This is a genomic window from Micromonospora sp. CPCC 206171, from assembly GCF_036906755.1.
Lineage (GTDB): Bacteria > Actinomycetota > Actinomycetes > Mycobacteriales > Micromonosporaceae > Micromonospora > Micromonospora purpureochromogenes.
The window spans coordinates 1-20,069 of sequence record NZ_JBAKHT010000046.1 but is presented as its reverse complement, the minus strand read 5'-3'; the positions used below and the strand labels follow the sequence as shown (position 1 = coordinate 20,069).

General features: G+C 72.5%; 19 protein-coding genes. 12 read left to right on the top strand and 7 right to left on the bottom strand.

Annotated features, from left to right (window positions below):
• Position 1: 1 nt before the first annotated feature.
• Complete coding sequence (locus tag V6U89_RS29320; RefSeq protein ID WP_334576371.1) at positions 2–655, bottom strand: TetR/AcrR family transcriptional regulator; 654 nt, start codon at positions 653–655, stop codon at positions 2–4.
• A gap of 84 nt (positions 656–739) precedes the next feature.
• Between V6U89_RS29320 and V6U89_RS29315 the strand changes: the two genes are divergently transcribed.
• Entirely contained in the window at positions 740–1,912 is a 1,173-nt protein-coding gene (locus V6U89_RS29315) for an acyl-CoA dehydrogenase family protein (protein ID WP_334576366.1), read from the top strand.
• A gap of 187 nt (positions 1,913–2,099) precedes the next feature.
• On the opposite strand, the gene V6U89_RS29310 is transcribed toward V6U89_RS29315, so the two are convergent.
• Both V6U89_RS29310 and V6U89_RS29305 read right to left on the bottom strand, forming a co-directional pair.
• Positions 2,100–3,137, bottom strand: coding sequence for an aminotransferase class V-fold PLP-dependent enzyme (locus V6U89_RS29310; RefSeq protein ID WP_334576362.1), 1,038 nt, complete (start codon positions 3,135–3,137; stop codon positions 2,100–2,102).
• Between the two features lie 97 nt (positions 3,138–3,234).
• Positions 3,235–4,677, bottom strand: a complete 1,443-nt coding sequence (locus V6U89_RS29305) for an FAD-dependent oxidoreductase (RefSeq protein WP_334576357.1) — start codon at positions 4,675–4,677, stop codon at positions 3,235–3,237.
• A gap of 341 nt (positions 4,678–5,018) precedes the next feature.
• Between V6U89_RS29305 and V6U89_RS29300 the strand changes: the two genes are divergently transcribed.
• The 4 genes from V6U89_RS29300 to V6U89_RS29285 all read left to right on the top strand — a co-directional run bounded on the left by V6U89_RS29300 (position 5,019) and on the right by V6U89_RS29285 (position 6,899).
• Positions 5,019–5,417, top strand: a complete 399-nt coding sequence (locus V6U89_RS29300) for a hypothetical protein (protein WP_334576353.1) — start codon at positions 5,019–5,021, stop codon at positions 5,415–5,417.
• Between the two features lie 189 nt (positions 5,418–5,606).
• Positions 5,607–6,059 carry an SRPBCC family protein gene (locus V6U89_RS29295; protein ID WP_334576349.1) on the top strand — a complete coding sequence of 151 codons (453 nt, stop codon included), beginning with the start codon at positions 5,607–5,609 and terminating at the stop codon, positions 6,057–6,059.
• The gene (locus tag V6U89_RS29290; protein WP_334576343.1) at positions 6,056–6,409 is read left to right on the top strand and encodes an ArsR/SmtB family transcription factor; all 354 of its coding nucleotides are present in this window, start codon (positions 6,056–6,058) and stop codon (positions 6,407–6,409) included. Before V6U89_RS29295 ends, V6U89_RS29290 begins: the two co-directional genes overlap by 4 nt.
• A gap of 46 nt (positions 6,410–6,455) precedes the next feature.
• Positions 6,456–6,899, top strand: a complete 444-nt coding sequence (locus V6U89_RS29285) for an SRPBCC family protein (protein WP_334576338.1) — start codon at positions 6,456–6,458, stop codon at positions 6,897–6,899.
• 123 nt (positions 6,900–7,022) lie between these two features.
• Here V6U89_RS29285 and V6U89_RS29280 read toward each other — a convergent pair whose 3' ends face one another.
• Complete coding sequence (locus V6U89_RS29280; protein ID WP_334576334.1) at positions 7,023–8,414, bottom strand: cation:dicarboxylate symporter family transporter; 1,392 nt, start codon at positions 8,412–8,414, stop codon at positions 7,023–7,025.
• Positions 8,415–8,528: 114 nt separating this feature from the next.
• Here V6U89_RS29280 and V6U89_RS29275 point away from each other — a divergent pair, with 114 nt between their 5' ends.
• Together V6U89_RS29275 and V6U89_RS29270 are read left to right on the top strand one after the other, a co-directional pair.
• Positions 8,529–10,115 carry a sensor histidine kinase gene (locus tag V6U89_RS29275; RefSeq protein ID WP_334576331.1) on the top strand — a complete coding sequence of 529 codons (1,587 nt, stop codon included), beginning with the start codon at positions 8,529–8,531 and terminating at the stop codon, positions 10,113–10,115.
• The gene (locus V6U89_RS29270; RefSeq protein WP_334576330.1) at positions 10,112–10,822 is read left to right on the top strand and encodes a response regulator; all 711 of its coding nucleotides are present in this window, start codon (positions 10,112–10,114) and stop codon (positions 10,820–10,822) included. The genes V6U89_RS29275 and V6U89_RS29270 overlap by 4 nt, the downstream gene beginning before the upstream one ends.
• 16 nt (positions 10,823–10,838) lie before the next feature.
• On the opposite strand, the gene dnaE is transcribed toward V6U89_RS29270, so the two are convergent.
• The gene (gene dnaE / locus V6U89_RS29265; RefSeq protein ID WP_334576328.1) at positions 10,839–14,372 is read right to left on the bottom strand and encodes a DNA polymerase III subunit alpha; all 3,534 of its coding nucleotides are present in this window, start codon (positions 14,370–14,372) and stop codon (positions 10,839–10,841) included.
• A gap of 242 nt (positions 14,373–14,614) precedes the next feature.
• On the opposite strand from dnaE, the gene V6U89_RS29260 reads away from it, so the two are divergent.
• Entirely contained in the window at positions 14,615–15,154 is a 540-nt protein-coding gene (locus V6U89_RS29260; RefSeq protein ID WP_334576326.1) for an RNA polymerase sigma factor, read from the top strand.
• A complete protein-coding gene (locus V6U89_RS29255) occupies positions 15,147–15,698 on the top strand; it encodes a hypothetical protein (RefSeq protein WP_334576324.1) in 552 nt (183 codons plus the stop codon). The genes V6U89_RS29260 and V6U89_RS29255 overlap by 8 nt, the downstream gene beginning before the upstream one ends.
• Here V6U89_RS29255 and V6U89_RS29250 read toward each other — a convergent pair.
• Positions 15,695–17,074, bottom strand: coding sequence for a serine/threonine-protein kinase (locus V6U89_RS29250; protein WP_334576322.1), 1,380 nt, complete (start codon positions 17,072–17,074; stop codon positions 15,695–15,697). The genes V6U89_RS29255 and V6U89_RS29250 overlap by 4 nt on opposite strands.
• A 180-nt stretch (positions 17,075–17,254) precedes the next feature.
• Here V6U89_RS29250 and V6U89_RS29245 point away from each other — a divergent pair, with 180 nt between their 5' ends.
• The 3 genes from V6U89_RS29245 (at position 17,255) to V6U89_RS29235 (ending at position 19,365) form a co-directional block, all read left to right on the top strand.
• Positions 17,255–17,947, top strand: a complete 693-nt coding sequence (locus V6U89_RS29245; protein WP_334576320.1) for a hypothetical protein — start codon at positions 17,255–17,257, stop codon at positions 17,945–17,947.
• Between the two features lie 129 nt (positions 17,948–18,076).
• A complete protein-coding gene (locus V6U89_RS29240) occupies positions 18,077–18,418 on the top strand; it encodes a PadR family transcriptional regulator (RefSeq protein ID WP_210779409.1) in 342 nt (113 codons plus the stop codon).
• On the top strand, positions 18,415–19,365 hold the full coding sequence (locus V6U89_RS29235; RefSeq protein ID WP_334576317.1) for a permease prefix domain 1-containing protein: 951 nt from the start codon (positions 18,415–18,417) through the stop codon (positions 19,363–19,365). The genes V6U89_RS29240 and V6U89_RS29235 overlap by 4 nt, the downstream gene beginning before the upstream one ends.
• A gap of 48 nt (positions 19,366–19,413) precedes the next feature.
• Here V6U89_RS29235 and V6U89_RS29230 read toward each other — a convergent pair whose 3' ends face one another.
• The gene (locus V6U89_RS29230; RefSeq protein WP_334576313.1) at positions 19,414–19,977 is read right to left on the bottom strand and encodes a GNAT family N-acetyltransferase; all 564 of its coding nucleotides are present in this window, start codon (positions 19,975–19,977) and stop codon (positions 19,414–19,416) included.
• Between the last annotated feature and the right edge of the window lie 92 nt (positions 19,978–20,069).

The window sequence follows — 20,069 nt, the reverse complement described above, 5'->3', positions numbered from 1 at the left end:
GCTACCCGTTCGCCCCGGGTGGTTCCACCGCGAGTAGGCGCCGGTGTTCGGCGGCGAGGCCGTGCAGCAGCGCGTCCAGGCCGAGGGCGAAGGCGCCCTCGTCCACGCTGCGCTGGTGCTCGGCGAGCCGGTGCGCCTGGCCCAGGTGCGGGTAGTGCGCGGCGTACAGCTCGGGGTCCTCGACGAAGCCGCGAGCGAACGAGCCGAGCGCCGACCCGGCGACGAAGTACCGCATCGCCGCGCCGACGTGGGTGGCCCGGGCCGGCGGCCAGCCGGCCTTGACCAGTGCCCCGTAGACGGCGTCGGCCATGGCCAGCGCGGCCGGCCGCCGCCCGGGGCCCTGGGCCAGGTAGGGCACGACGTTCGGGTGCGCGGTCAGCGCCGCCCGGTACGACCAGGCCCAGCGGCGCAGCGCCTCGCGCCAGTCGTGACGGCCGAAGAAGCCGATGTCCACGGCGACGGTGACGCTTTCGGCGACCGCGTCGAGGATGGCCTCCCGGTTGGCGAAGTGGTTGTAGAGCGAGGGACCCCGCACGCCGAGCGCGGCGGCGAGCCGCCGGGTGGAGAAGGCGGCCAGCCCGTCGGCGTCGATCAGGGCCAGGGCCGCGGCGACGATCCGGTCCCGGGTGAGCACCGGCTGCGGGGGTCGGGGCACGTCGACTCCTCGGGGGTCTGGACGACAGAAAACTTACACCGCTAGTTTAAGCGGGACGCAGCCACGACGGCGGAAGGGATCAGCATGGACTTCTCACTGACCGACGAGGAGCGGGCGGTCCGGGACACCGTCCGGTCGTTCATCACCCGCGAGGTGATGCCGCTGGAGCAGGAGGTACTGCGCCGCGAGCGCGCGCACCAGCCCGGCGTGACCCGCGACGAGTTGCGCGAGCTGCAGCAGAAGGCGAAGAAGTTCGGCTTCTGGGGGCTGGCCACCCCCGAGGAGTACGGCGGGATGGACCTGCCCGCCGTCATGCAGTCGCTGATCTGGACGGAGCTGGGGCGCACCTTCGTGCCGTTCCGCTTCGGCGGGGAGGCCGACAACATCCTCTTCCACGCCACCGAGGAGCAGAAGCGCGAGTTCCTGCTGCCCACCATCGAGGGCGAGCGGATCTCCTGCTTCGCCATCACCGAGCCGGGCGCCGGGTCGGACGCGGCGAACATCCGGCTGGCGGCCCGCCGCGACGGCGACGACTGGATCCTCGACGGCGAGAAGACCTTCATCACCAACGGCAACGACGCCGACTTCGCCATCGTGGTCGCGGTGACCGACCGGGAGAAGGGCGCGCGCAACGGCGGGGCGACCGCGTTCCTGGTGGACCGGGCGATGGGCTGGCGCTCGGAGTTCATCCAGACCATGGGCGAGGGCGGGCCGGCGTCGCTGATCTTCGACGGCGTACGGGTGCCGCACCGCAACATCCTCGGCGAGATCGGCCAGGGCTTCACGCTGGGCATGGAGTGGATCGGCAAGGGCCGCTACACCATCCCGTCGCACGCCATCGGCATCGCCGAGCGGGCGTTGCAGATGGCCATCGACTACGCCAACACTCGGGAGACCTTCGGCGCGAAGATCGGCACCAACCAGGCCATCCAGTGGATGATCGCCGACTCGGAGACCGAGTTGGAGGCGGCCCGCTGGCTGGTGCTGCGCTCCGCCTGGACGGTCGACCAGGGCCTGGACCCCCGGCACGCCTCCTCGATGGGCAAGCTCTACGGCGCCGGCATGGTCAACCGGGTGGTGGACCGGGTGCTCCAGATCCACGGCGGCATGGGCTACACCCGGGAACTGCCGGTCGAGCGCTGGTACCGGCAGGTGCGGCTCTACCGGATCTTCGAGGGCACCGACGAGATGCAGCGCCTGATCATCTCGCGGGACCTGCTGCGCGGGTACACGAAGATCGGCGGTCACCTGGCCTGAGTCCGCGCCTGGCTCCTCACTTCTTCCGCCTGGCCCGGTGCCTGATCGGCCAGGTCGAACCGGGACGAGGGTCGAGGAGCCGGGCGGCTCGGGTCGAGGTTGGCGGTCCGGTGAGCCGGACTGCTCGGGTGGGCGGCGACGACAGCCGCCCGTCCGCACGCCCGCCCGTCACGTGACCTGAGCGGGCTCAGTCGGTCAGCGCCGTCAGGGCGGCGTCCACATCGGCCTCGGTGGAGTACACGTGGAACGAGGCGCGGACCCGCCCGGCGCGCACCGCCGCCCGGATTCCGGCCCGCTCCAGCCGCCGCTCGGCGTCGGGCACGTCGACGGCGACGATGGCGCTCTCCCCCGGCGGCCGGCCCAGCCCGGCCAGGAACCGGTTGGCCAGCGCCACGTCGTGCGCCCGGATCGCCGGCACGCCGATCTCGGTGACCACCTCCAGTGCCGGCGCCGCGCCGACCCAGCTGAACCAGGCGGGCGAGATGTCGAACCGGCGGGCGTCGTCGGCCAGCCGCAGCGGCGGGCCGTAGTAGGAGGCGTGCGGGTCGGCGCCCGCGTACCAGCCCGCGGCGTCCGGACGCAGCCGCTCGCGCAACTCGGGCGCCAGGTAGGCGTACACGCAGCCGCGCGGGCCCATCAGCCACTTGTAGCCGGCCACCGCCACCACGTCGGCCCGGCTCCCGTCGAACGGCAGCCAACCGCACGCCTGGGTCGCGTCCACCGCGACCAGCGCACCGTGCGCCCGGGCCGCGGCCACGATCTCGTCGTACGCCGCCACGGCGCCGTCGGCGGACTGCACCAGGCTGAACGCGACCAGATCGGTGCCGGCGTCGATCGCGTCGACCAGCCCGGCCAGCGGCACGGTGCGGACCGTGACGCCGCGCTCCTGCTGCACCAGCCAGGGAAACAGGTTCGAGGTGAACTCGACCTCGGGGACCACCACGGTCGCGCCCGGCGGGAGGGCCGCCGCGACCGGTGCGAGGAGCTGGGACACGGCCGCGCCGACCGCCACGTCCCCGGCCGGTACGCCGACCAGGCCGGCGAACGCGGCCCGGGCCCGGTCCACCGACTGCCCCCAGCCCTCCCAGGAACTGCTCCCGGTCCGCCAGGCGGCCAGCGCCTCCTGCAACGCCGTCCAGGCCGGCTCGGGCGGGAGCCCGTAGGAGGCGGTGTTCAACCAGCCGGGCTCCGGCTTCCACAACTGCTGCGCCTGCTCGATGTCCACGGCACCGACGCTAGGCCCGGTGGCGTCGAACGGGCACGGCCAATCCGCGACCGGCGGCCTGCGGCACATCGGCACGCACCGACCGGTCCGGCGACTGCTACGACCGCCGCAGCTCGTTGGTCGATCCGGTGGCGGCACGGCGCCGGAACAGGCCGAGCCGGAGCGCCCGGAGCAGGGTGCCGGGCCGGCTCAGCGTCGCCGGATGGTCGAGCATGGTGGTGACCCGGCCCAGCCGGGCGCTGAGCACCGGATCGGTCAGCGAGGTCCGGAAGAGCAGGTCACCGAACCACTTGGTGACCCGGTACCCCGGCGGGTACGGCCCGTCGACGTGCGGCAGCTCGATGTCGGCGGTGGTGGAGGTCTGCCAGGCGGCATCGACGATCACCCGGACCCGCTCGAAGTAGGCCCGCGCCGGCTCCTGGTGCGGGTTCGGGCCCGACCGGAGGTACGCCGACAGGCAGGAGGCGTGCAGCATCGCGGAGGTCATGCCCTGGCCGTACACCGGGTTGAAGGAGGCGATCGCGTCCCCGGCGGCGACCAGTCCGGCGGGCATCCGGTCGAGCTTGTGGAAGTCCCGGCGTCGGCTGTCGGCCTGGTGGTACGTGACCACGCCGCCGAGCATCTCGCCGTGTTCGGCGATGTCACCGAACATTCGCGGATAGTGCTCCCGGCAGCGGGCGGTGAAGTCGGCGACGTCGCGGCTGGGCCGGTCCTCGTCGTAGCCGGCCACCAACATGATCCAGCGGTCCCCCTCGACCGAGTTGATCCCACCGATCCGAGCGGTACGACCCTTGCCGGCCATGGTGTGGTAGACCACCACCCAGGCGTCGCTGACCTTCTCGTCCTGCTTGAAGAGGGCGGTCGCGTAGTTCAGTTTGATCGGCATCCGCTGCATCGGCGGGCGGGGCCACCCGTTGCCGGCCAGCCAGTCGCTCAGCCGGCTGGACCGTCCCATCGCGTCGACCACCAGGTCCGCCGGTTCGACCACCGGCTCACCACCGCCCTCGGGCACGTACCGGGCGCCGGTGACTCGCCGGTCGGCGAGGACCAGGCCGTCCGCACGGCCGTACACCATCCGGATGTTCTCCACGGCGAGGGTCCGCCGCCGGACCAGCGCCTCGAGGAACGGTCGCGTGGTGATCAGCGTCGGACCGGTGCCGGACGGTGCCGGCGGCAGCCCCAGCACACCGTTCACGAAGATCTTCGCCGCGCCCTCGTCGCTCGGCGGCGGCGGGGCACCGAGCGCGTGCGCCTCGTCGACGATGCCGGGGAACCACCGTTCCAACTGGATCTGACCGGCGGGCAGCAACGCGTGCACCTGGCTGCCCTGCGGCACGCCCGGCCGGGGCCCGTCATCCACATCGGACGGATCGCGTTCGATGATCAGCACCTCGTCGGCGTGGTCACTCAACACCCGAGCCGCCATCAGTCCGGCGATGCTGCCGCCCAGCACCACGGCACGACGCATGACCACTGCCGTCTGAGCCGGCCGCTCGGCGGTCGCGATCTCCGCGAAGAGCCGGGACGGAGAGGGGGGCATGGGATCTCCTCGAGTGGTCGGGAAACGTCGGCACCCACGACCGTAGCCATCCGGAGGAAGACTCTGGCGGCGTGCTCGGATCGTTACACCCTCGGAGCCTTCGATCTACCTACGACAACCAGGCTGGATTCATGGGGCCGGGGATGCACACGACATTGGCGCGGGGTGACCGACGGGCATCGGCTCCAACGGGCCGGGCGCTCGCGTGCGTCCTGATTCTGCTGTGCTGCCTACTCACGTCCGGATGCTCGCCCATCCAGATCGCGATCACCGCCGTCTTCCTCGACGATGGCCACCCAGCGGCTCTCTTCGACCCTTGTGGCCGGTCCGACGTCGTTGGGGTGTCGATCGTTGAGACCTGGACCGGATCCGCGCCAGCCACCGGCCTTCCGCTCGGGTGGAGTGTTGCCGACACCAAGGGCGGTGACCCCATCACACAGATTCGACTCCTGGAGACTCCGCCGGGTTGGAAACTGCGGCTCACGGAGCCGGGCGGGGAGGTGCGCTTCAAGAATGTCGAGCCGGGAGCCAACCTCCTGACCGCTTTCGCCGAGGATCAGCGGTATCTGGTCTGGGCGGACACCGACGGGACAGAGCGGCGGGACGCCATGGTTCAGTTCACACTCGGCGACCTGCGTTCCCTCGCCGAGGGACAGGTACGGGCGATACCGGACCCGTCCGGAGAACCACAGACCATGACCCGCGAGGAGTTTCGCGCGTACGCGGCTGCCAGTTGTTGACAGCCACGTTCGGGAACCGCACTCATCGCCTCGGCGACGCCGCCCGCGCTGGACAACCGCGCCCCGCTCACTCCACCCGCTCCACCACCTGCACCCCCTCCACCAACATGCAACCAGTGGTTGCGCAACGACGAGTGGTCGGCTAGCGTGATGTGCAACCAAGGGTTGCATATCAAGGAGTGGCGGAACATGGAGTACGGCAGCATCGAACGAGAGATCCACGTCGACGCCTCGCCGGAGGTGGTCTTCGAGGTCGTCAGCAGCCCCGAGCACATGTCGCAGTGGTGGACCGACGACGCCGACTTCGAGGCGACCCCCGGCGCGGTCGGTGAACTGGTCTGGGGCGACCGGGCACAGGTCGTCCCGATGGTCGTGGTGAACGCCGAGCCGCCTCGACTCTTCTCGTTCCGCTGGTGCCACGCCGAGGGCCAGATCGACGACCCGGCCGCCTCGCTGCTGGTCACCTTCGAACTCACCCCGTCGGGCACGGGCACCAGGATCCGGCTCACCGAGACCGGGTTCCGGGAGATGGGTTGGGAGGCCGCGAAGCTGGAGGAGGTGTACCGCGACCACGTCGCCGGCTGGGACACCTTCGTCCCCCGGCTCGGGGAGTACCTGGCCCGGCTGGTGTCGACCCGGTGACCGCCGCCGTCGACGACGACCTGTGGTCCGCGGTGGGGGATCCGACCCGTCGGCGGATGCTCGACCTGCTCCTGGCCGATGGGGACGGCACGGCCACCAGCCTCAGTGAACGGCTGCCCATGACCCGGCAGGCGATCGCGAAACATCTCGGCGTGCTCGATCGGGTGGGCCTGGTGCGCTCCACTCCCGCCGGGCGCGAGCGAAGGTACCGGGTGGACGAGGTGCAGCTCGCCCGGGCCGTCGCGCAACTGTCCTCGGTCGGAGCGGCGTGGGACGCCCGGCTCCGGCGCATCAAGCGGATCGCCGAGGCTGTCCAGCGCACCACGGACCAGCGCGGCACCCAGCAGTGACGTCATGAGATTCATCCGAGAACCGACACCGGAAAGAAGATCGAAGATGGTAGACATCCTGCACAAAGTCGGAATCACGTCGTCCACGGCCGAGGTCTACCCGGCCCTGACCACCGTCGAGGGACTTGCCGGCTGGTGGACGACCGACACCCGGGCCGTCGGCGACGGCGTCGACGGCGTGCTCCAGTTCCGGTTCGCGGCCGGCGGATTCGACATGAAGGTCCTCGAGCTCGACCCGGGCAGGCGCGTGCTGTGGGAGGTGGTCGACGGACCGGACGAGTGGATCGGCACGCAGGTGGACTGGCGCCTCGCCCAGGTCGACGACTACGCCGTCGTGCTCTTCAGCCACCGGGGCTGGAAGGAGCCGGTGGATTTCATGCACCACTGCAGCACCAAGTGGGCGGTCTACCTGCTGAGCCTGAAGTCGCTGATCGAGACCGGCAAGGGCGCTCCGCATCCCCACGACCTCAAGATCGACAGCTGGGACTGAGGGGTCCGCTCGGTCCTGACGGGTCTCGCACCGGCGCGAAGCCACGACGCCACCTCCACCGGCCGCATCGCGACCGGTGGAGGTGGCGCCGGCGCGGCCCCTGGTGGGTCCGCGACGGCGGTGTCAGGCCGGTACGCCGACCGCGGCAGCCGGCTCGTCGGCCGGCCGCCGGCTCGCGGGCTCACCCTCGTCGGCGTCCTCATCGAGCATGGTCGACTCGTCGAACGGGTCGTCGCCGCGCAGCACCCGCTCGGCCCGGTCCCGGTCGAACTCCCCCGTCCACGTCCCGACCAGCACGGTCGCGACCGCGTTGCCGGCGAAGTTGGTCAGCGCCCGCGCCTCGGACATGAACCGGTCGATCCCCACGATCAGACCGACCCCGTCGACCAGGTCCGGACGGTGCGACTGGAGCCCACCGGCGAGCGTGGCCAGCCCGGCGCCCGTCACCCCGGCAGCCCCCTTCGACGCGATGACCATGAACAGCAGCAGCGACACCTGCTCGCCGATCGACAGCGGCTTGCCCAGCGCGTCGGCGATGAACAGCGATGCCATGGTCAGGTAGATCGCCGTGCCGTCGAGGTTGAACGAGTACCCGGTCGGCACCGTGATGCCGACCACCGGCTTGCTCACCCCGACGTGCTCCATCTTCGCGATCAGCCGCGGCAGCGCCGACTCCGAGGACGAGGTCGACAGGATCAGCAGGAACTCCCGGCCCAGGTAGCGCAGCAGCGAGAAGATCGAGATCCGGGCCACGAACCACAGCAGCGCACCGAGCACCACCAGCACGAAGATCAGACAGGTCGCGTAGAAGCCGAGCATGATCTGCGCGAGGCTCTTCAGCGCGTCCATCCCCGTGGCGCCGACCACGGCGGCGATGGCGCCGAACGCGCCGATCGGGGCCAGCCACATGATCATGGCGAGCACCTTGAAGACCACCCGCTGGAGCAGGCCCACGGCGTTCAGCACCGGCTCGCCGCGCCGGCCCAGGCTCTGCACGGCGAAGCCGACCAGCAGCGCCACGAGCAGCGTCTGGAGCACCTCCCCCTCGGTCAGCGCGGAGAAGAGCGTGGTCGGGATGACTCCGAGCAGGAAGTCGACGGTCCCCCCGGCCTCGTCGCCGGCGGCGGCCCTGCCCGAGCCGGCGAGGTCCTGCCCGAGGTCGAGCCCGGAGCCGGGGTGGATGAGGTTGCCGACCACCAGGCCGATGGCGAGCGCGACGGTCGACATGACCAGGAAGTAGCCGAGGGCGAGGCCGCCGACCCTGCCGACCTTCGCCGCCTGCCGGACCGACCCGACGCCGAGCACGATGGTGCAGAAGATGACCGGGCTGATCATCATCTTGATCAGGTTGACGAAGCCGGTGCCGAGCGGCTTGAGCTCCTTGCCGACCTCGGGGGCGGCGAGGCCGACCACGACGCCGGCCAGCACGGCCACGATGACGGCCAGGTAGAGGTAGCGGGTACGGTCCCGACGGACCGGAGGTGACGGCGTGGTGGTGGATGTGGTGGTGTCCATGTCGACAATGTGAAGCGCGTCTCACCACGAGGCAGCCTTGCGGTCATTCTGTTCATCCCGTCGGAGCACGGGCGACCCGTGCCGGTGACGACGGCGCGCACGAGGAGGGAACACGTGGCCCGGCGGCAGTGGAGCATCGCGGGGCAACTGTTCGCCCTCCAGGCCGTGGTGGTGACCCTGCTCGTCCTGGCCGGCGCCGCCGGAGCCGTCTGGCTGGCCCGCAGCGACTCGCGGCAGGCGGCGCAGGAGGAGGTGCTCGCGGTGGCGCAGACCGTCGCCCGCTCCCCCGACGTCCGCGCGGCGCTGCGCAGCGCCGACCCCAGCGCCGCCCTGCAGCCGTACGCGGAGTCCACCCGGGTGGCGACCGGCACCGATTTCGTGGTGGTGATGGCCCCCGACCGCACCCGTTACTCGCACCCGCACCCGGAGCGGATCGGCCAGCCGTTCGTCGGCGACATCGCGCCGGCTCTGGCCGGCCGGCCGTTCACCACCACCAACGTGGGCACGCTCGGCGAGTCGGTGCGCGCGGTGGTGCCGGTGTACGACGACGAGCGGATCGTCGGCCTGGTCTCGGTCGGCATCACCACCGAGGCGATCGACCGCAAGCTGCTCGGCCAGTGGCCGGTGCTGCTCGGCGTCGCCGCACCGGCGCTCGCCCTCGCCGCCACCGGCTCCTGGCTGCTCAGCCGTCGGCTGCGTCGGCAGACGCACGGCCTCGGGCCGGCCCAGATGACCCGGATGTACGAGTACTACGACGCGGTCCTGCACTCGGTGCGGGAGGGCTTGCTGGTGCTGACCACCGACCGCCGGGTGGCGCTGGTCAACGACGAGGGCCGCCGGCTGCTCGGGCTGGACGCCGAAACGCCGCTGACCGACCGGCCGGTGGTCGGGATCGACCTGCCGCCCGCGGTGGCCGAGCTGCTGACGTCGGGCCGGGACGCCCGCGACGAGCCCGTCCTGGCCGGCGACCGGGTGCTGGTCGCCAACCAGCGGACCGCCCACTTCGAGGGCATCGCGCTCGGCACGGTGCTCACCCTGCGCGACCAGACCGAGCTGCGCACGCTCGCCAACGAACTCGACTCGGTACGCGCGTTGACCGAGGCGTTGCAGGCACAGACCCACGAGTCGGCCAACCGGCTGCACACCGTGCTGACTCTCGTGGAGCTGGGCCGTACCGACGAGGCGGTGCGGCTGGCCACCCGGGACCTGGCCGCGGCGCAGCAGCTCACCGACCGGGTGGTCGGCGCGGTGACCGAGCCGGCGCTGGCCGCCCTGCTGCTCGGCAAGTCGGCCCAGGCCGGCGAGCGCGGCGTGGACCTGGTGATCGACCCGGAGTGCCGGCTCGACGGCAGCCCCCTGCCCAGCGCCGACCTGCTCACCGTGGTGGGCAACCTGGTGGACAACGCGCTGGAGGCGGTCGCCGGCAACACGCCGCCGCGGCGGGTCCAGGTCTTCGTCGGCGCGGTCGACGGCGAGCTGGTGGTCCGGGTCGGTGACAACGGCCCGGGGCTGGACCCGGAGCGGGTGAGCGACGCGTTCCGACGCGGCTGGTCCACCAAGAGCGCCGGCCGCGGCCTCGGCCTGGCGCTGGTCGGGCAGGTGGTCCGCCGGCACGGAGGGCGCTCCGAGGTGGGGCGTTCGGGCGACGGCGGGAGCCTGTTCACCGTGCGGCTGCCGGTCGGGGGCGGCGAGGCCCGATGACCGACATCCGGGTGCTGGTGGTCGAGGACGAGCCGCTGCTGGCCGAGGCGCACACCGCGTACACCGAGCGGGTGCCGGGTTTCGTGGTGGCCGGGGTGGCGCACACCGGCCGGGAGGCGATGGCCGCGCTGCGCCGGCGCGGCGGCGCGGACGTCGACCTGGTGCTGTTGGATTTCCGCCTGCCCGACGTGCACGGCCTGGACGTCTGCCGGGCGTTGCGAGCGGCGGGCAGCGGCGTCGACGTGCTCGCGGTGACCTCAGCCCGGGACCTGGCGGTGGTCCGTACCGCGGTCTCCCTCGGGGTGACTCACTACCTGCTCAAGCCGTTCACCTTCGCCGCCTTCCGCGACAAGCTGGAGCGCTACGCCGACTACCGCCGGCAGGCGCTCGCCGACGGCGAGGTGGCCGCCCAGCACGAGGTGGACCAGATGTTCGCCACCCTGCGCGGCGCCGCCCCGCACACCCTGCCCAAGGGGCTGGACGTGCACACCCTGCACCGGGTGCTCTCCGCCCTGGCCGACCGGCCGCGAGCCACGCCCGCCGACGCCGAGGCCGGGCTGTCCGCGACCGAGGTGAGCCAGCGCACCGGCATCTCCCGGGTGACCGCCCGCCGCTATCTGGAGTACCTGGTGACCATCGACCGGGCGGTCCGCAGCCCCCGCTACGGCACGCCCGGGCGCCCCGAGGTCGAGTACCGGCCGACCTGACCGGCACCCGCCCCGATCAGCTCACGTTGGCCGGGCCGAGCACGCTCTTCAGGTCGCCCATCAGCGCGGTGGTCGCCGCCACCCGGAACGGGCCCAGCCGCAGCGTGGTGGTCTTGCCGCCGTTGAGCAGCTTGACGTGCACCTCGGTGTCGCCGGGGTGCAGCACCAGGGTCTCCTTGAGCCGTTCCACCAGCGGCGGCGTGCAGCGGTGCACCGGGATGGTGAGGGTGACCGGCTTGTTGGCCGGGTTGCTGCTGACGTCCGGCATGGACATGTCCATCGCCATGATCCGCGGCGTGTCGTCGCGACGGTCGACCCGGCCCTTGACCACCACGATGGCGTCCTCGGCGATGTACTGCCCGATCACCTCGTAGGTGTTCGGGAAGAACAGCGTCTCCACACCGCCGGCCAGGTCCTCCAGGGTGGCCGAGGCCCAGGCCCGGCCCTGCTTGGTGACCCGGCGCTGCACGCCGGAGAGGATGCCGGCCAGGGTGACCACCGCGCCGTCCGGGACGGTGCCCTCCTCGGAGAGGGAAGCGATGGTGCAGTCCGCCGCCGCGCCGAGGACGTGCTCCAGGCCGAAGAGCGGGTGGTCGGAGACGTAGAGGCCGAGCATCTCCCGCTCGAAGGCGAGCTTGTCCCGCTTGTCCCACTCGCTGTCGCCGATGGTCGGCATGACCGTGGTGCTGGCGCCGGTGTCGGCGTCGCCGAAGCCGGCGCCGAAGAGGTCGTACTGGCCGACCGCCTCCTTGCGCTTGACGTCGGCGTACGCGTCGATGGCGTCGGCGTGCACGGCGAGCAGGCCCTTGCGGGTGTGCCCGAGCGAATCGAAGGCACCGGCCTTGATCAGGGATTCGATGGTCTTCTTGTTGCAGGCCACCGCGTCCACCTTGGCCAGGAAGTCGTAGAAGTCGGCGTACTCGCCCTTCTCCTCCCGGCACCGCATGATCGCGGCCACCACGTTCGCGCCGACGTTGCGGACGGCGGCGAGGCCGAAGCGGATGTCCTTCCCGACCGGGGTGAACGGCCCGGCCGAGGTGTTCACGTCCGGCGGCAGGACCTGGATCCGCATCCGGCGGCACTCCGACAGGTAGAGCGCCATCTTGTCCTTGTCGTCACCGACCGAGGTGAGCAGCGCCGCCATGTACTCGGCCGGGTAGTGCGCCTTGAGGTACGCCGTCCAGTACGACACCAGCCCGTACGCGGCGGAGTGCGCCTTGTTGAAGGCGTAGCCGGCGAACGGGACCAGCACGTCCCACACCGCCTGGATCGCCTCGTCGGAGTAGCCGCGCTCGCGGCAGCCGTCCCGGAACGGGATGAACTCCTTGTCGAGGATCTCCTTCTTCTTCTTGCCCATCGCCCGGCGCAGCAGGTCGGCCTGGCCCAGGGTGTAACCGGCGAGGATCTGCGCGGCGCGCTGCACCTGCTCCTGGTAGACGATCAGGCCGTGGGTGGGCGCCAGGATCTCCCGCAGCGGCTCCTCCAGCTCCGGGTGGATCGGGGTGATCTCCTGGAGGCCGTTCTTGCGCAGCGCGTAGTTGGTGTGCGAGTCGACGCCCATCGGGCCGGGCCGGTACAGCGCCAGCACGGCGGAGATGTCCTCGAAGTTGTCCGGCTTCATCAGCCGCAGCAGGGAGCGCATCGGCCCGCCGTCGAGCTGGAACACGCCGAGGGTGTCACCCCGGGCCAGCAGCTCGTAGGCGGCCTTGTCGTCCAGCGGCAGGGCCAGCAGGTCGAGTTCCCGGCCGTGGTTGAGCTGGATGTTCTTGACCGCGTCGTCGATGATCGTCAGGTTGCGCAGGCCGAGGAAGTCCATCTTCAACAGCCCGAGCGACTCGCAGGTCGGGTAGTCGAACTGGGTGATGATCGCCCCGTCGGCGTCCCGGCGCATCAGCGGGATGTGGTCGATGATCGGCTCGGCGGACATGATGACGCCGGCGGCGTGCACGCCGGTCTGCCGGATCAGCCCCTCGATGCCCTTCGCGGTGTCGATGACCTTCCGGACGTCCGGGTCGGACTCGTAGAGGCCACGGATCTCGCCGGCCTCGGCGTAGCGGGGGTGCTTCGGGTCGAAGATGCCGGAGAGCGGGATGTCCTTGCCCATCACCGCCGGCGGCATCGCCTTGGTGATCCGGTCGCCGACCGCGTAGGGGAAGCCGAGCACCCGGGCCGAGTCCTTGATCGCGGCCTTCGCCTTGATCGTGCCGAAGGTCGCGATCTGGGCGACCTTGTCCTCGCCCCACTTGTCGGTGACGTACTTGATCACCTCACCGCGCCGGCGCTCGTCGAAGTCGATGTCGACATCGGGCATCGAGACGCGCTCGGGATTGAGGAACCGCTCGAAGATCAGGCCGTGCGGGATCGGGTCCAGGTCGGTGATGCCCAGGGCGTACGCGACCAGCGAGCCGGCGGCCGAGCCACGGCCCGGGCCCACCGCGATGCCCTGGCTCTTGGCCCACTGGATGAAGTCGGCGACCACGAGGAAGTACGAGGGGAAGCCCATCTGGTTGATGACGCCCAGCTCGTACTCGGCCTGCGCGACGTGCCCCTCCGGGATCCCGTTGGGGTAGCGGCGGGCCAGGCCGGCGAAGGTCTCCTTGCGGAACCAGGACTCCTCGGTCTCCCCCTCGGGCACCGGGAAGCGCGGCATCAGGTTGTGGAACTCGAACATGCCGGTCGGGTCGACCTTCTCGGCGACCAGCAGGGTGTTGCGGCAGCCCTGCTGCCACAGCTCCGAGGAGTCGACCGCGCGCATCTGCTCGGCGGACTTGATGAAGTAGCCGCCGCCCTCGAACCGGAACCGGTTCGGGTCGTCGATGTTGCTGCCGGTCTGCACGCAGAGCAGCACGTCGTGCGCGGTGGCCTGGGCCTCGTGGGTGTAGTGCGAGTCGTTGGTGACCACCGGCGGGATGTCCAGCTTGCGGGCGATCTCGGTGAGCCCGTCGCGGACCCGGCGCTCGATCGAGAGGCCGTGGTCCATGATCTCCAGGAAGTAGTTCTCCTTGCCGAAGATGTCCTGGTAGCTGGCGGCGACCTTGAGCGCCTCGTCGAACTGGCCCAGCCGCAGCCGGGTCTGCACCGCGCCGGAGGGGCAGCCGGTGGTGGCCATGATGCCCTCGGCGTGCTCGGCGATCAGCTCCATGTCCATCCGGGGCCACTTGACGTAGTGGCCCTCCATGGAGGCGCGCGAGTTGAGGGTGAAGAGGTTCTTCAGGCCGGTGGCGTTCTTCGCCCACATGGTCTTGTGGGTGATGGCGCCGTTACCCGAGACGTCGTCGCTCTTCTGCTCCGGCCGGCCCCACTTGACCCGCGCCTTGTGGAAGCGCGACTCCGGCGCGACGTACGCCTCGACGCCGAGGATCGGGGTGATGCCGGCGGCCATCGCCTGCTTGTAGAAGTCGTTCGCGCCGTGCATGTTGCCGTGGTCGGTGATCGCCACCGCCGGCATCCCGAGCCGGTTCGCCTCGGCGAAGAGGTCCTTGAGCCGGGCCGCCCCGTCGAGCATCGAGTACTCGGTGTGTACGTGCAGATGCGCGAACGAATCGCCCATGCGTGGCGCCCCCCCGGGTCGGTCTCATGGGTGGTCGGAAGTCGGTCGGCCCACCCTATCCCCGGGCCCACGGGCGTCTCCAGCGCACCGCGCGGACAGTCCGCCGCCGGGTGGTGTGGATCTCCCGGGTGCCCGTCCGAGGAGGTCGTGGCCGGGTCGCCTGCCCGACTCGGGGATCCCGGGAAGGCCGGTGCCGCCGTAGCCTGGACGGCACGGCGCACCGGCGGACCGGGGACGGTGTGATGCTTCTCGCGGACGACATCGACGACCTGGCCAGGGCGGCCGCGCGCGGCGAACCGGGCGCGGTCGACGCGCTGCTGGCCGCCGTGCGTCCCGAGGTGCTGCGGCTCTGCGCCCGCCTGCTGCCGTACCGGGAGGACGCCGAGGAGGCGTGCCAGGACGCCCTGTTCGCGCTCGCCCGGGGCATCGGCCGGTTCGAGGGCCGGTCGTCGTTCCACACCTGGCTCTACCGGCTCACCGCCAACCGGGCCCGCTCGACGTACCGGGCGCTGCGCCGGCGCTGGCTGGTCGAGTCCGGCGGCGTGCCACTGCCCGATCCCCCCGACCCGCGGCGCACCAGCGTGGTCGCCGGCACCCGGCTGGACCTGCTCGACGCGCTGGACGCGGTGCGCCCCGAACTCGCCGAGGCGGTGACGCTGCGCGACGTGCTCGGGCTGAACTACCGCGAGATCGCCGCCCTGCTCGACGTGCCGGAGGGGACCGCGAAGTCCCGCGTCCACCTGGCCCGCCGGCAGGTCCGGCAGCGGATGTCCGGTGACTGAGACCGGGCACGCCCTGCTCGCGTCGGCCCGCCGGTGGGTGGTTCCGGTGGCCACGCTGGGCGTGCTCGCGGCGGTGGCGGCCTGCGGGCAGACCCCGGTCGCGCCGCTGCCGGTGCGACCGCCGACCCCGGCGGCCACCCCGTCGACCCCCGCCGCGCCGGCCCCGTCCACACCGCCCGGCCCGGCCACCCTCGCCGCCACGCCGCGACCGCCCGCCCCGGTCGCACCCGCGCCGACCCGCGGCAGGGGTACGCGCTCACCGTCGCCGAGCCCGCGGTCGAGCGCCTGCCTCGGCCCGGTCCGCTACGACCTGGTCCTCGCCGAGACCGAGGTGGCCCTGCTGAAGTCGCTCTGTCTGGCCGCCGGTGGGGTGCTGCGCATCCAGGGCATCGGCCCGGGCGAGGTGACCGTGGACCGGGAGGAGCTGGTCTCCCGCAGCTACGAGGCCGGGGTGGTCGACATCCGGTTCCTGCGCGCCGGCACAATCCGGGTGACCATCCCCCAGGGCGGCGAGTCCCACACCGTCGCGGTGGTGGTGGTCTAGTCGCCGGTGGCGCGGACCCGCACCCCGGCCAGCAGCGCGTCCACGAAGTCCGTCCCGCCGCCGGCGGGCGGCGTGACCTGCACGTAGAGCAGGGCGTCCCGGCCGGCGGCGAGCCCGGCCGCCTCGACGAGCACCGGCCGGCCGGCCGGGCAGGCGTACCGGGCCACCACCCAGTCGACGCCGGCCTGCCGGGTACGCCGCACCGGCGCGGCCACGCAGTCCGCGTGCGGGCGCTCGGCGACGAAGCCCTCGGGCGTGGTACGCCGGGCTGCGCCGGCGGAGAGGCCGACGAAGGCGCCCGGCACGTCCGGGTCGGCGGCCCAGCGGTCCGGGTCGGCCGCGACGATCAGCGCCGGTTCGAGCCTGCCGTCGTCGCCGTACTGTCCGGCCCAGCCGGCGCCGGTGGCCCGCCACCCCGCCGGCAGCGCGACGCTGAGCGGTCCGCTGGTTCCCCGGGTGCCGTCGGCGTGGGGCAGGCCGCCGTCACCGGCCAGGGCGCCCAGCGCGACGAGCGTCAGGGCGCCCACGCCGGCCAGGCCGAACCGGCGGGCCGGCCGCGGCCCCGGGCGGGCCGGGTGCCCGTCGTCCACGTCGGTGGCGGCCGGGGACATGGCGCGGCGCAGGGCCGCCCGGAAGGCGTCGGCGTCCGGGTAGCGGTCGGCGGGACGGACCGCGGTGGCCCGGCGCAGCACCGACGGCACGGCGGCCGGGACGCCGTGGCGCCACCGGGGTGTCGGGCCGGGACCGCCATCGGGGTCGCCGAGCAGCCGCAGCCCGAGCCGGCCCAGCCCGAAAACGTCGCTGCGGGTGTCCACCACGGCCAGTGGGTCGTCCTGCTCGGGGGCCATGTAGCCGGGCGTCCCGGCCCGGGCGGTCAGCCCGGACGCGGCGGCCAGGGCCTTGGCCAGTCCCAGGTCGGCGATGAGCACCCGCTCGCCGGTCGGACCGGAGGCGAAGAGGATGTTGCCCGGGGTCAGGTCGCGGTGCACCACCCGGTGCCGGTGCAGGACCGCGACCCCGGCCGCGATCTCGCCGAGCAGGATCAGCGCCTCCGCCGCCGGCAGCGGCCCCGTGGCCAGCCGGTCCCGCAAGCTGCCGCCGTCGGCCCAGGCCAGCACCGCGTACGGGCGGCCGTCGGGCAGCTCGCCGACGCCGTGCACCCGGACCAGCCGGGGGTGGTCGAGCCGCCGCAGCAGCCGCGCCTCGTCCAGGAACCGTTCCCGCACCCGCAGGTCGTGACTCCAGTTCTCGGCCAGCACCTTGATCGCCACCCGGGAGTCCAGGACGGGGTCGTGGCCCAGCCAGACGGTCGCGAACGAGCCCGCGCCGAGCAGTCGCTCGATCCGGTAGGAGCCGATCCACGCCGGAGTGCTCATCGCCCCACCCTCGTCGGCAGTCCCCGCTGCGACGGTAACCGGTGCGCACAGGTGGCGCGGACCGCCGGGACGGGGGTCCGTCCGGCCCAGGGCGGTCCGGTCGGAAACCCGACGAACCGATCTGGCCGGCGCGGAGACGAACAAGACGACAGGACAGCACCACCACGAAGGAGTTCCGTCATGAACCGTCTGTCGTCCACCGTCCTCACCGGCGCGCTGGCCCTCTGCGCCGTCGTACCCGCGCTGGCCGGCCCGGCCGCCGCGCGGCCCGCCGCCGACGCTCCGACCGCCGTGCGCCCCGGCGCCGCCGCCGACGCTCCAACCCGCCCCGGCGCCGCCGCCGGGGCCTCGATCGCCACGGCCCTCGGGGCGACCGGCCGCGCCGACCGGCGTCGCCCGGCGCAGGCCACGATCGTCCAGGTCGCCGGTTCGGTCGATCTGCTCAGCGTCCGGGGCGCCGGCCCGTTCCGGATCGGCGCGCGCCTGACCCGACTCTCGGCCGCCGGCCTGATCGACTGGACGGCCGCCGGCTGCGCCGGCGTGGTCCACGCGGGCGTCACCGGCGACTGGGCCGGGAAGATCATGCTCGCCTTCCGGGACGGGCGGCTGGTCTCGGTCGGCACCGCCACCGCACCGCCCCGCTCGCCGGCCGGAGCGAGCGTCGGCATGTCCTTCGCCGAGCTGGAGGAGATCTACGGCCGGCGCGGCGAGCTGATCAGCAACGACGCCGGCGACGCCACGGCGTACCTGGTCCGGTTCGGCAGCCGGGTGGAGCTGTTCACCGGACACCCGATCCGCCCCGGCGTCGGCTGGTTCGAGGCCGGGCGCGCGGACTTCGTCGAGCGCGGCTTCCGGCAGGGCCGGTCCTGCTGAATCCGCCCGCATCGAGGGGCGCCGGCATCCCGCCGGCGCCCCTCGTCGACCGGAGCGACACATCCTTCTCCTCCGACACGACGTTATCTGGTCAGACAACACTGTGTGGCACACACTATGGTGTGACGCATGGTTAGCGAGGAGATCCTGCGGACCCATCTCCAGGAGTTGCGCCGCGGCACGGTGGTGGTGGCGAGCCTGGTCGCCCTGCGTCACCCCGACTACGGCTACGCGCTGCTGCAACGGCTGGCCGCGCACGGCTTTCCGGTCGACGCCAACACGCTCTACCCCCTGCTGCGCCGACTGGAGGAGCAGGGCCTGCTGACCAGCGAGTGGAACACCGAGGAGAGCCGCCCGCGCAAGTTCTACCGCACCAGCGAGGAGGGCGAGGCCGTGCTGCGCCGACTCCTCGACGACCTCGCCGCCGTGCAGACCTCCGTCGCCGGGCTGATCGAAGGAGTGGACCGATGACCTCCCTGACCGACCGCTACGTCGCCGCCACCCTGCGGGCCGTGCCCGCGCCACGCCGGGCGGAGATCGCCACCGAGCTGCGCGCCTCCATCGAGGACATGATCGACGGCCGGACCGCCTCCGGTGAGGACGCCGCCGCGGCCGAACGGGAGGTGCTGACCGAGATGGGCCACCCGGAACGGCTCGCCGCCCGCTACGCCGACCGCCGGCTCCAACTCATCGGTCCCACCTACTATCTGGTCTGGCAGCGGTTCCTGAAGGGGCTGCTCGCCGTCGTCCCCGCCACCGTCGGCGTGGTGGTGGGCGTGATCAAGGCGACGGTCGAGGGCGAACCCGGTCCGGCGATCGGCGCCGGCGTCACCGCCGCCCTCCAGACGGCGGTGCAGATCGCCTTCTGGGTCACCCTGTGCTTCGCCGTGCTGGAACGGACCGACACCTCGCTGAACCTGCCCGACTGGACCGTCGACCAGCTGCCCGACGGCCCGGTCGAGCGGGACGTACGCCTCACCGACACCTGCGCGGCGGTGGCGATGCTGCTGCTCACCCTGGCCTTCCTGCCCTGGCAGCACCTCCAGTCCTGGGTGACGGGCACCGACGGCGGGCGGATCGCCCTGCTCGACCCGGCGCTGTGGCGCTCCTGGCTGCCGGTCCTCGCGGCGGTGCTGGTCGCGAGCCTGGCGGTGGAGATCGCGAAGTACCGCGCCCGGCGGTGGACCTGGCCGCTGGTGGCGGTCAACGCCGCGCTCGACCTGGCCTTCGCCGTGCCGGTGGTGATGCTGCTGCTCACCGACCGGCTGCTCAACCCGGACCTGGTCGCCCGGTTCGGCTGGCTGCGCGAGGGCGAACACCTGGAGACCGTCGCCACGGTGTCGGTGGTGGTGATCGCCGTGATCACGCTCTGGGACGTCGTCGACAGCGTGCTGAAGGCCCGCCGCCACCACGCCTGAGCAGCAACATCCGGCCCGGCGCACACGGGGGCGCCGGGCCGGGCCGTTTCAGCGCCCGCCGGCCCGCCACTCGCGGGCCAGCAGGGCGTACACCGCCTCGTCGGTCCACTCCCCCTTGACCAGCTCGTTCTCCCGCAGGTGCGCCTCCCGGCGCATGCCGAGCCGCTCCAGCACCCGGGCCGAGGCGGTGTTGCGGGCGTCCAGCCGGCCGACGATCCGGTGCAGGCCCAGCTCGTCGAAGCCCAGCCGCAGCATCTCCCGGGCCGCCTCGGTGGCGTACCCGTGGCCGGCGTGGTCGGGGTGAAGGACGTACCCGATCTCGCCCTGCCGGTGCGCGACGCTGGTCCAGATCAGCAGCACGTCACCGATCACCGCGCCGGTCTGCCGCAGCACCAGCGCCAGGTTCAGCACGTCGCCCTCCGCGCGCAGCGCCACCCGGGAGCGCTTGCGGGCCAGCGCCTCCCGGCTGGCGGCCTCGTCGTTCGGCCCGAAGTAGAGGTAGCGGGTGACGTCGGCGCGGGACTGGTAGCCGTGCAGGGCGGCGAAGTCGTCGGCGGTGAACAACCGCAGGTCGAGGCGGTCGGTGCGCAGCGGGAGGTCGGGGACGAGCATTCCGGCAGGCTACGGCGGGAGCGGGCGGCCGGACGCTCCTATGCCGCGTCAAGTGGTTGGGGTGGGGTTTCGAGGCGTCGGTAGAGCTCTCG

Coding starts and splice junctions, on each gene's coding strand:
- V6U89_RS29230 (WP_334576313.1), bottom strand. CDS start 19,977: ATGCTCGTCCCCGACCTCCCGCTGCGCACCGACCGCCTCGACCTGCGG.
- V6U89_RS29295 (WP_334576349.1), top strand. CDS start 5,607: ATGGAGTACGGCAGCATCGAACGAGAGATCCACGTCGACGCCTCGCCG.
- V6U89_RS29280 (WP_334576334.1), bottom strand. CDS start 8,414: ATGGACACCACCACATCCACCACCACGCCGTCACCTCCGGTCCGTCGG.
- V6U89_RS29235 (WP_334576317.1), top strand. CDS start 18,415: ATGACCTCCCTGACCGACCGCTACGTCGCCGCCACCCTGCGGGCCGTG.
- V6U89_RS29245 (WP_334576320.1), top strand. CDS start 17,255: ATGAACCGTCTGTCGTCCACCGTCCTCACCGGCGCGCTGGCCCTCTGC.
- V6U89_RS29285 (WP_334576338.1), top strand. CDS start 6,456: ATGGTAGACATCCTGCACAAAGTCGGAATCACGTCGTCCACGGCCGAG.
- V6U89_RS29240 (WP_210779409.1), top strand. CDS start 18,077: ATGGTTAGCGAGGAGATCCTGCGGACCCATCTCCAGGAGTTGCGCCGC.
- V6U89_RS29305 (WP_334576357.1), bottom strand. CDS start 4,677: ATGCCCCCCTCTCCGTCCCGGCTCTTCGCGGAGATCGCGACCGCCGAG.
- V6U89_RS29270 (WP_334576330.1), top strand. CDS start 10,112: ATGACCGACATCCGGGTGCTGGTGGTCGAGGACGAGCCGCTGCTGGCC.
- V6U89_RS29315 (WP_334576366.1), top strand. CDS start 740: ATGGACTTCTCACTGACCGACGAGGAGCGGGCGGTCCGGGACACCGTC.
- V6U89_RS29260 (WP_334576326.1), top strand. CDS start 14,615: ATGCTTCTCGCGGACGACATCGACGACCTGGCCAGGGCGGCCGCGCGC.
- dnaE (WP_334576328.1), bottom strand. CDS start 14,372: ATGGGCGATTCGTTCGCGCATCTGCACGTACACACCGAGTACTCGATG.
- V6U89_RS29250 (WP_334576322.1), bottom strand. CDS start 17,074: ATGAGCACTCCGGCGTGGATCGGCTCCTACCGGATCGAGCGACTGCTC.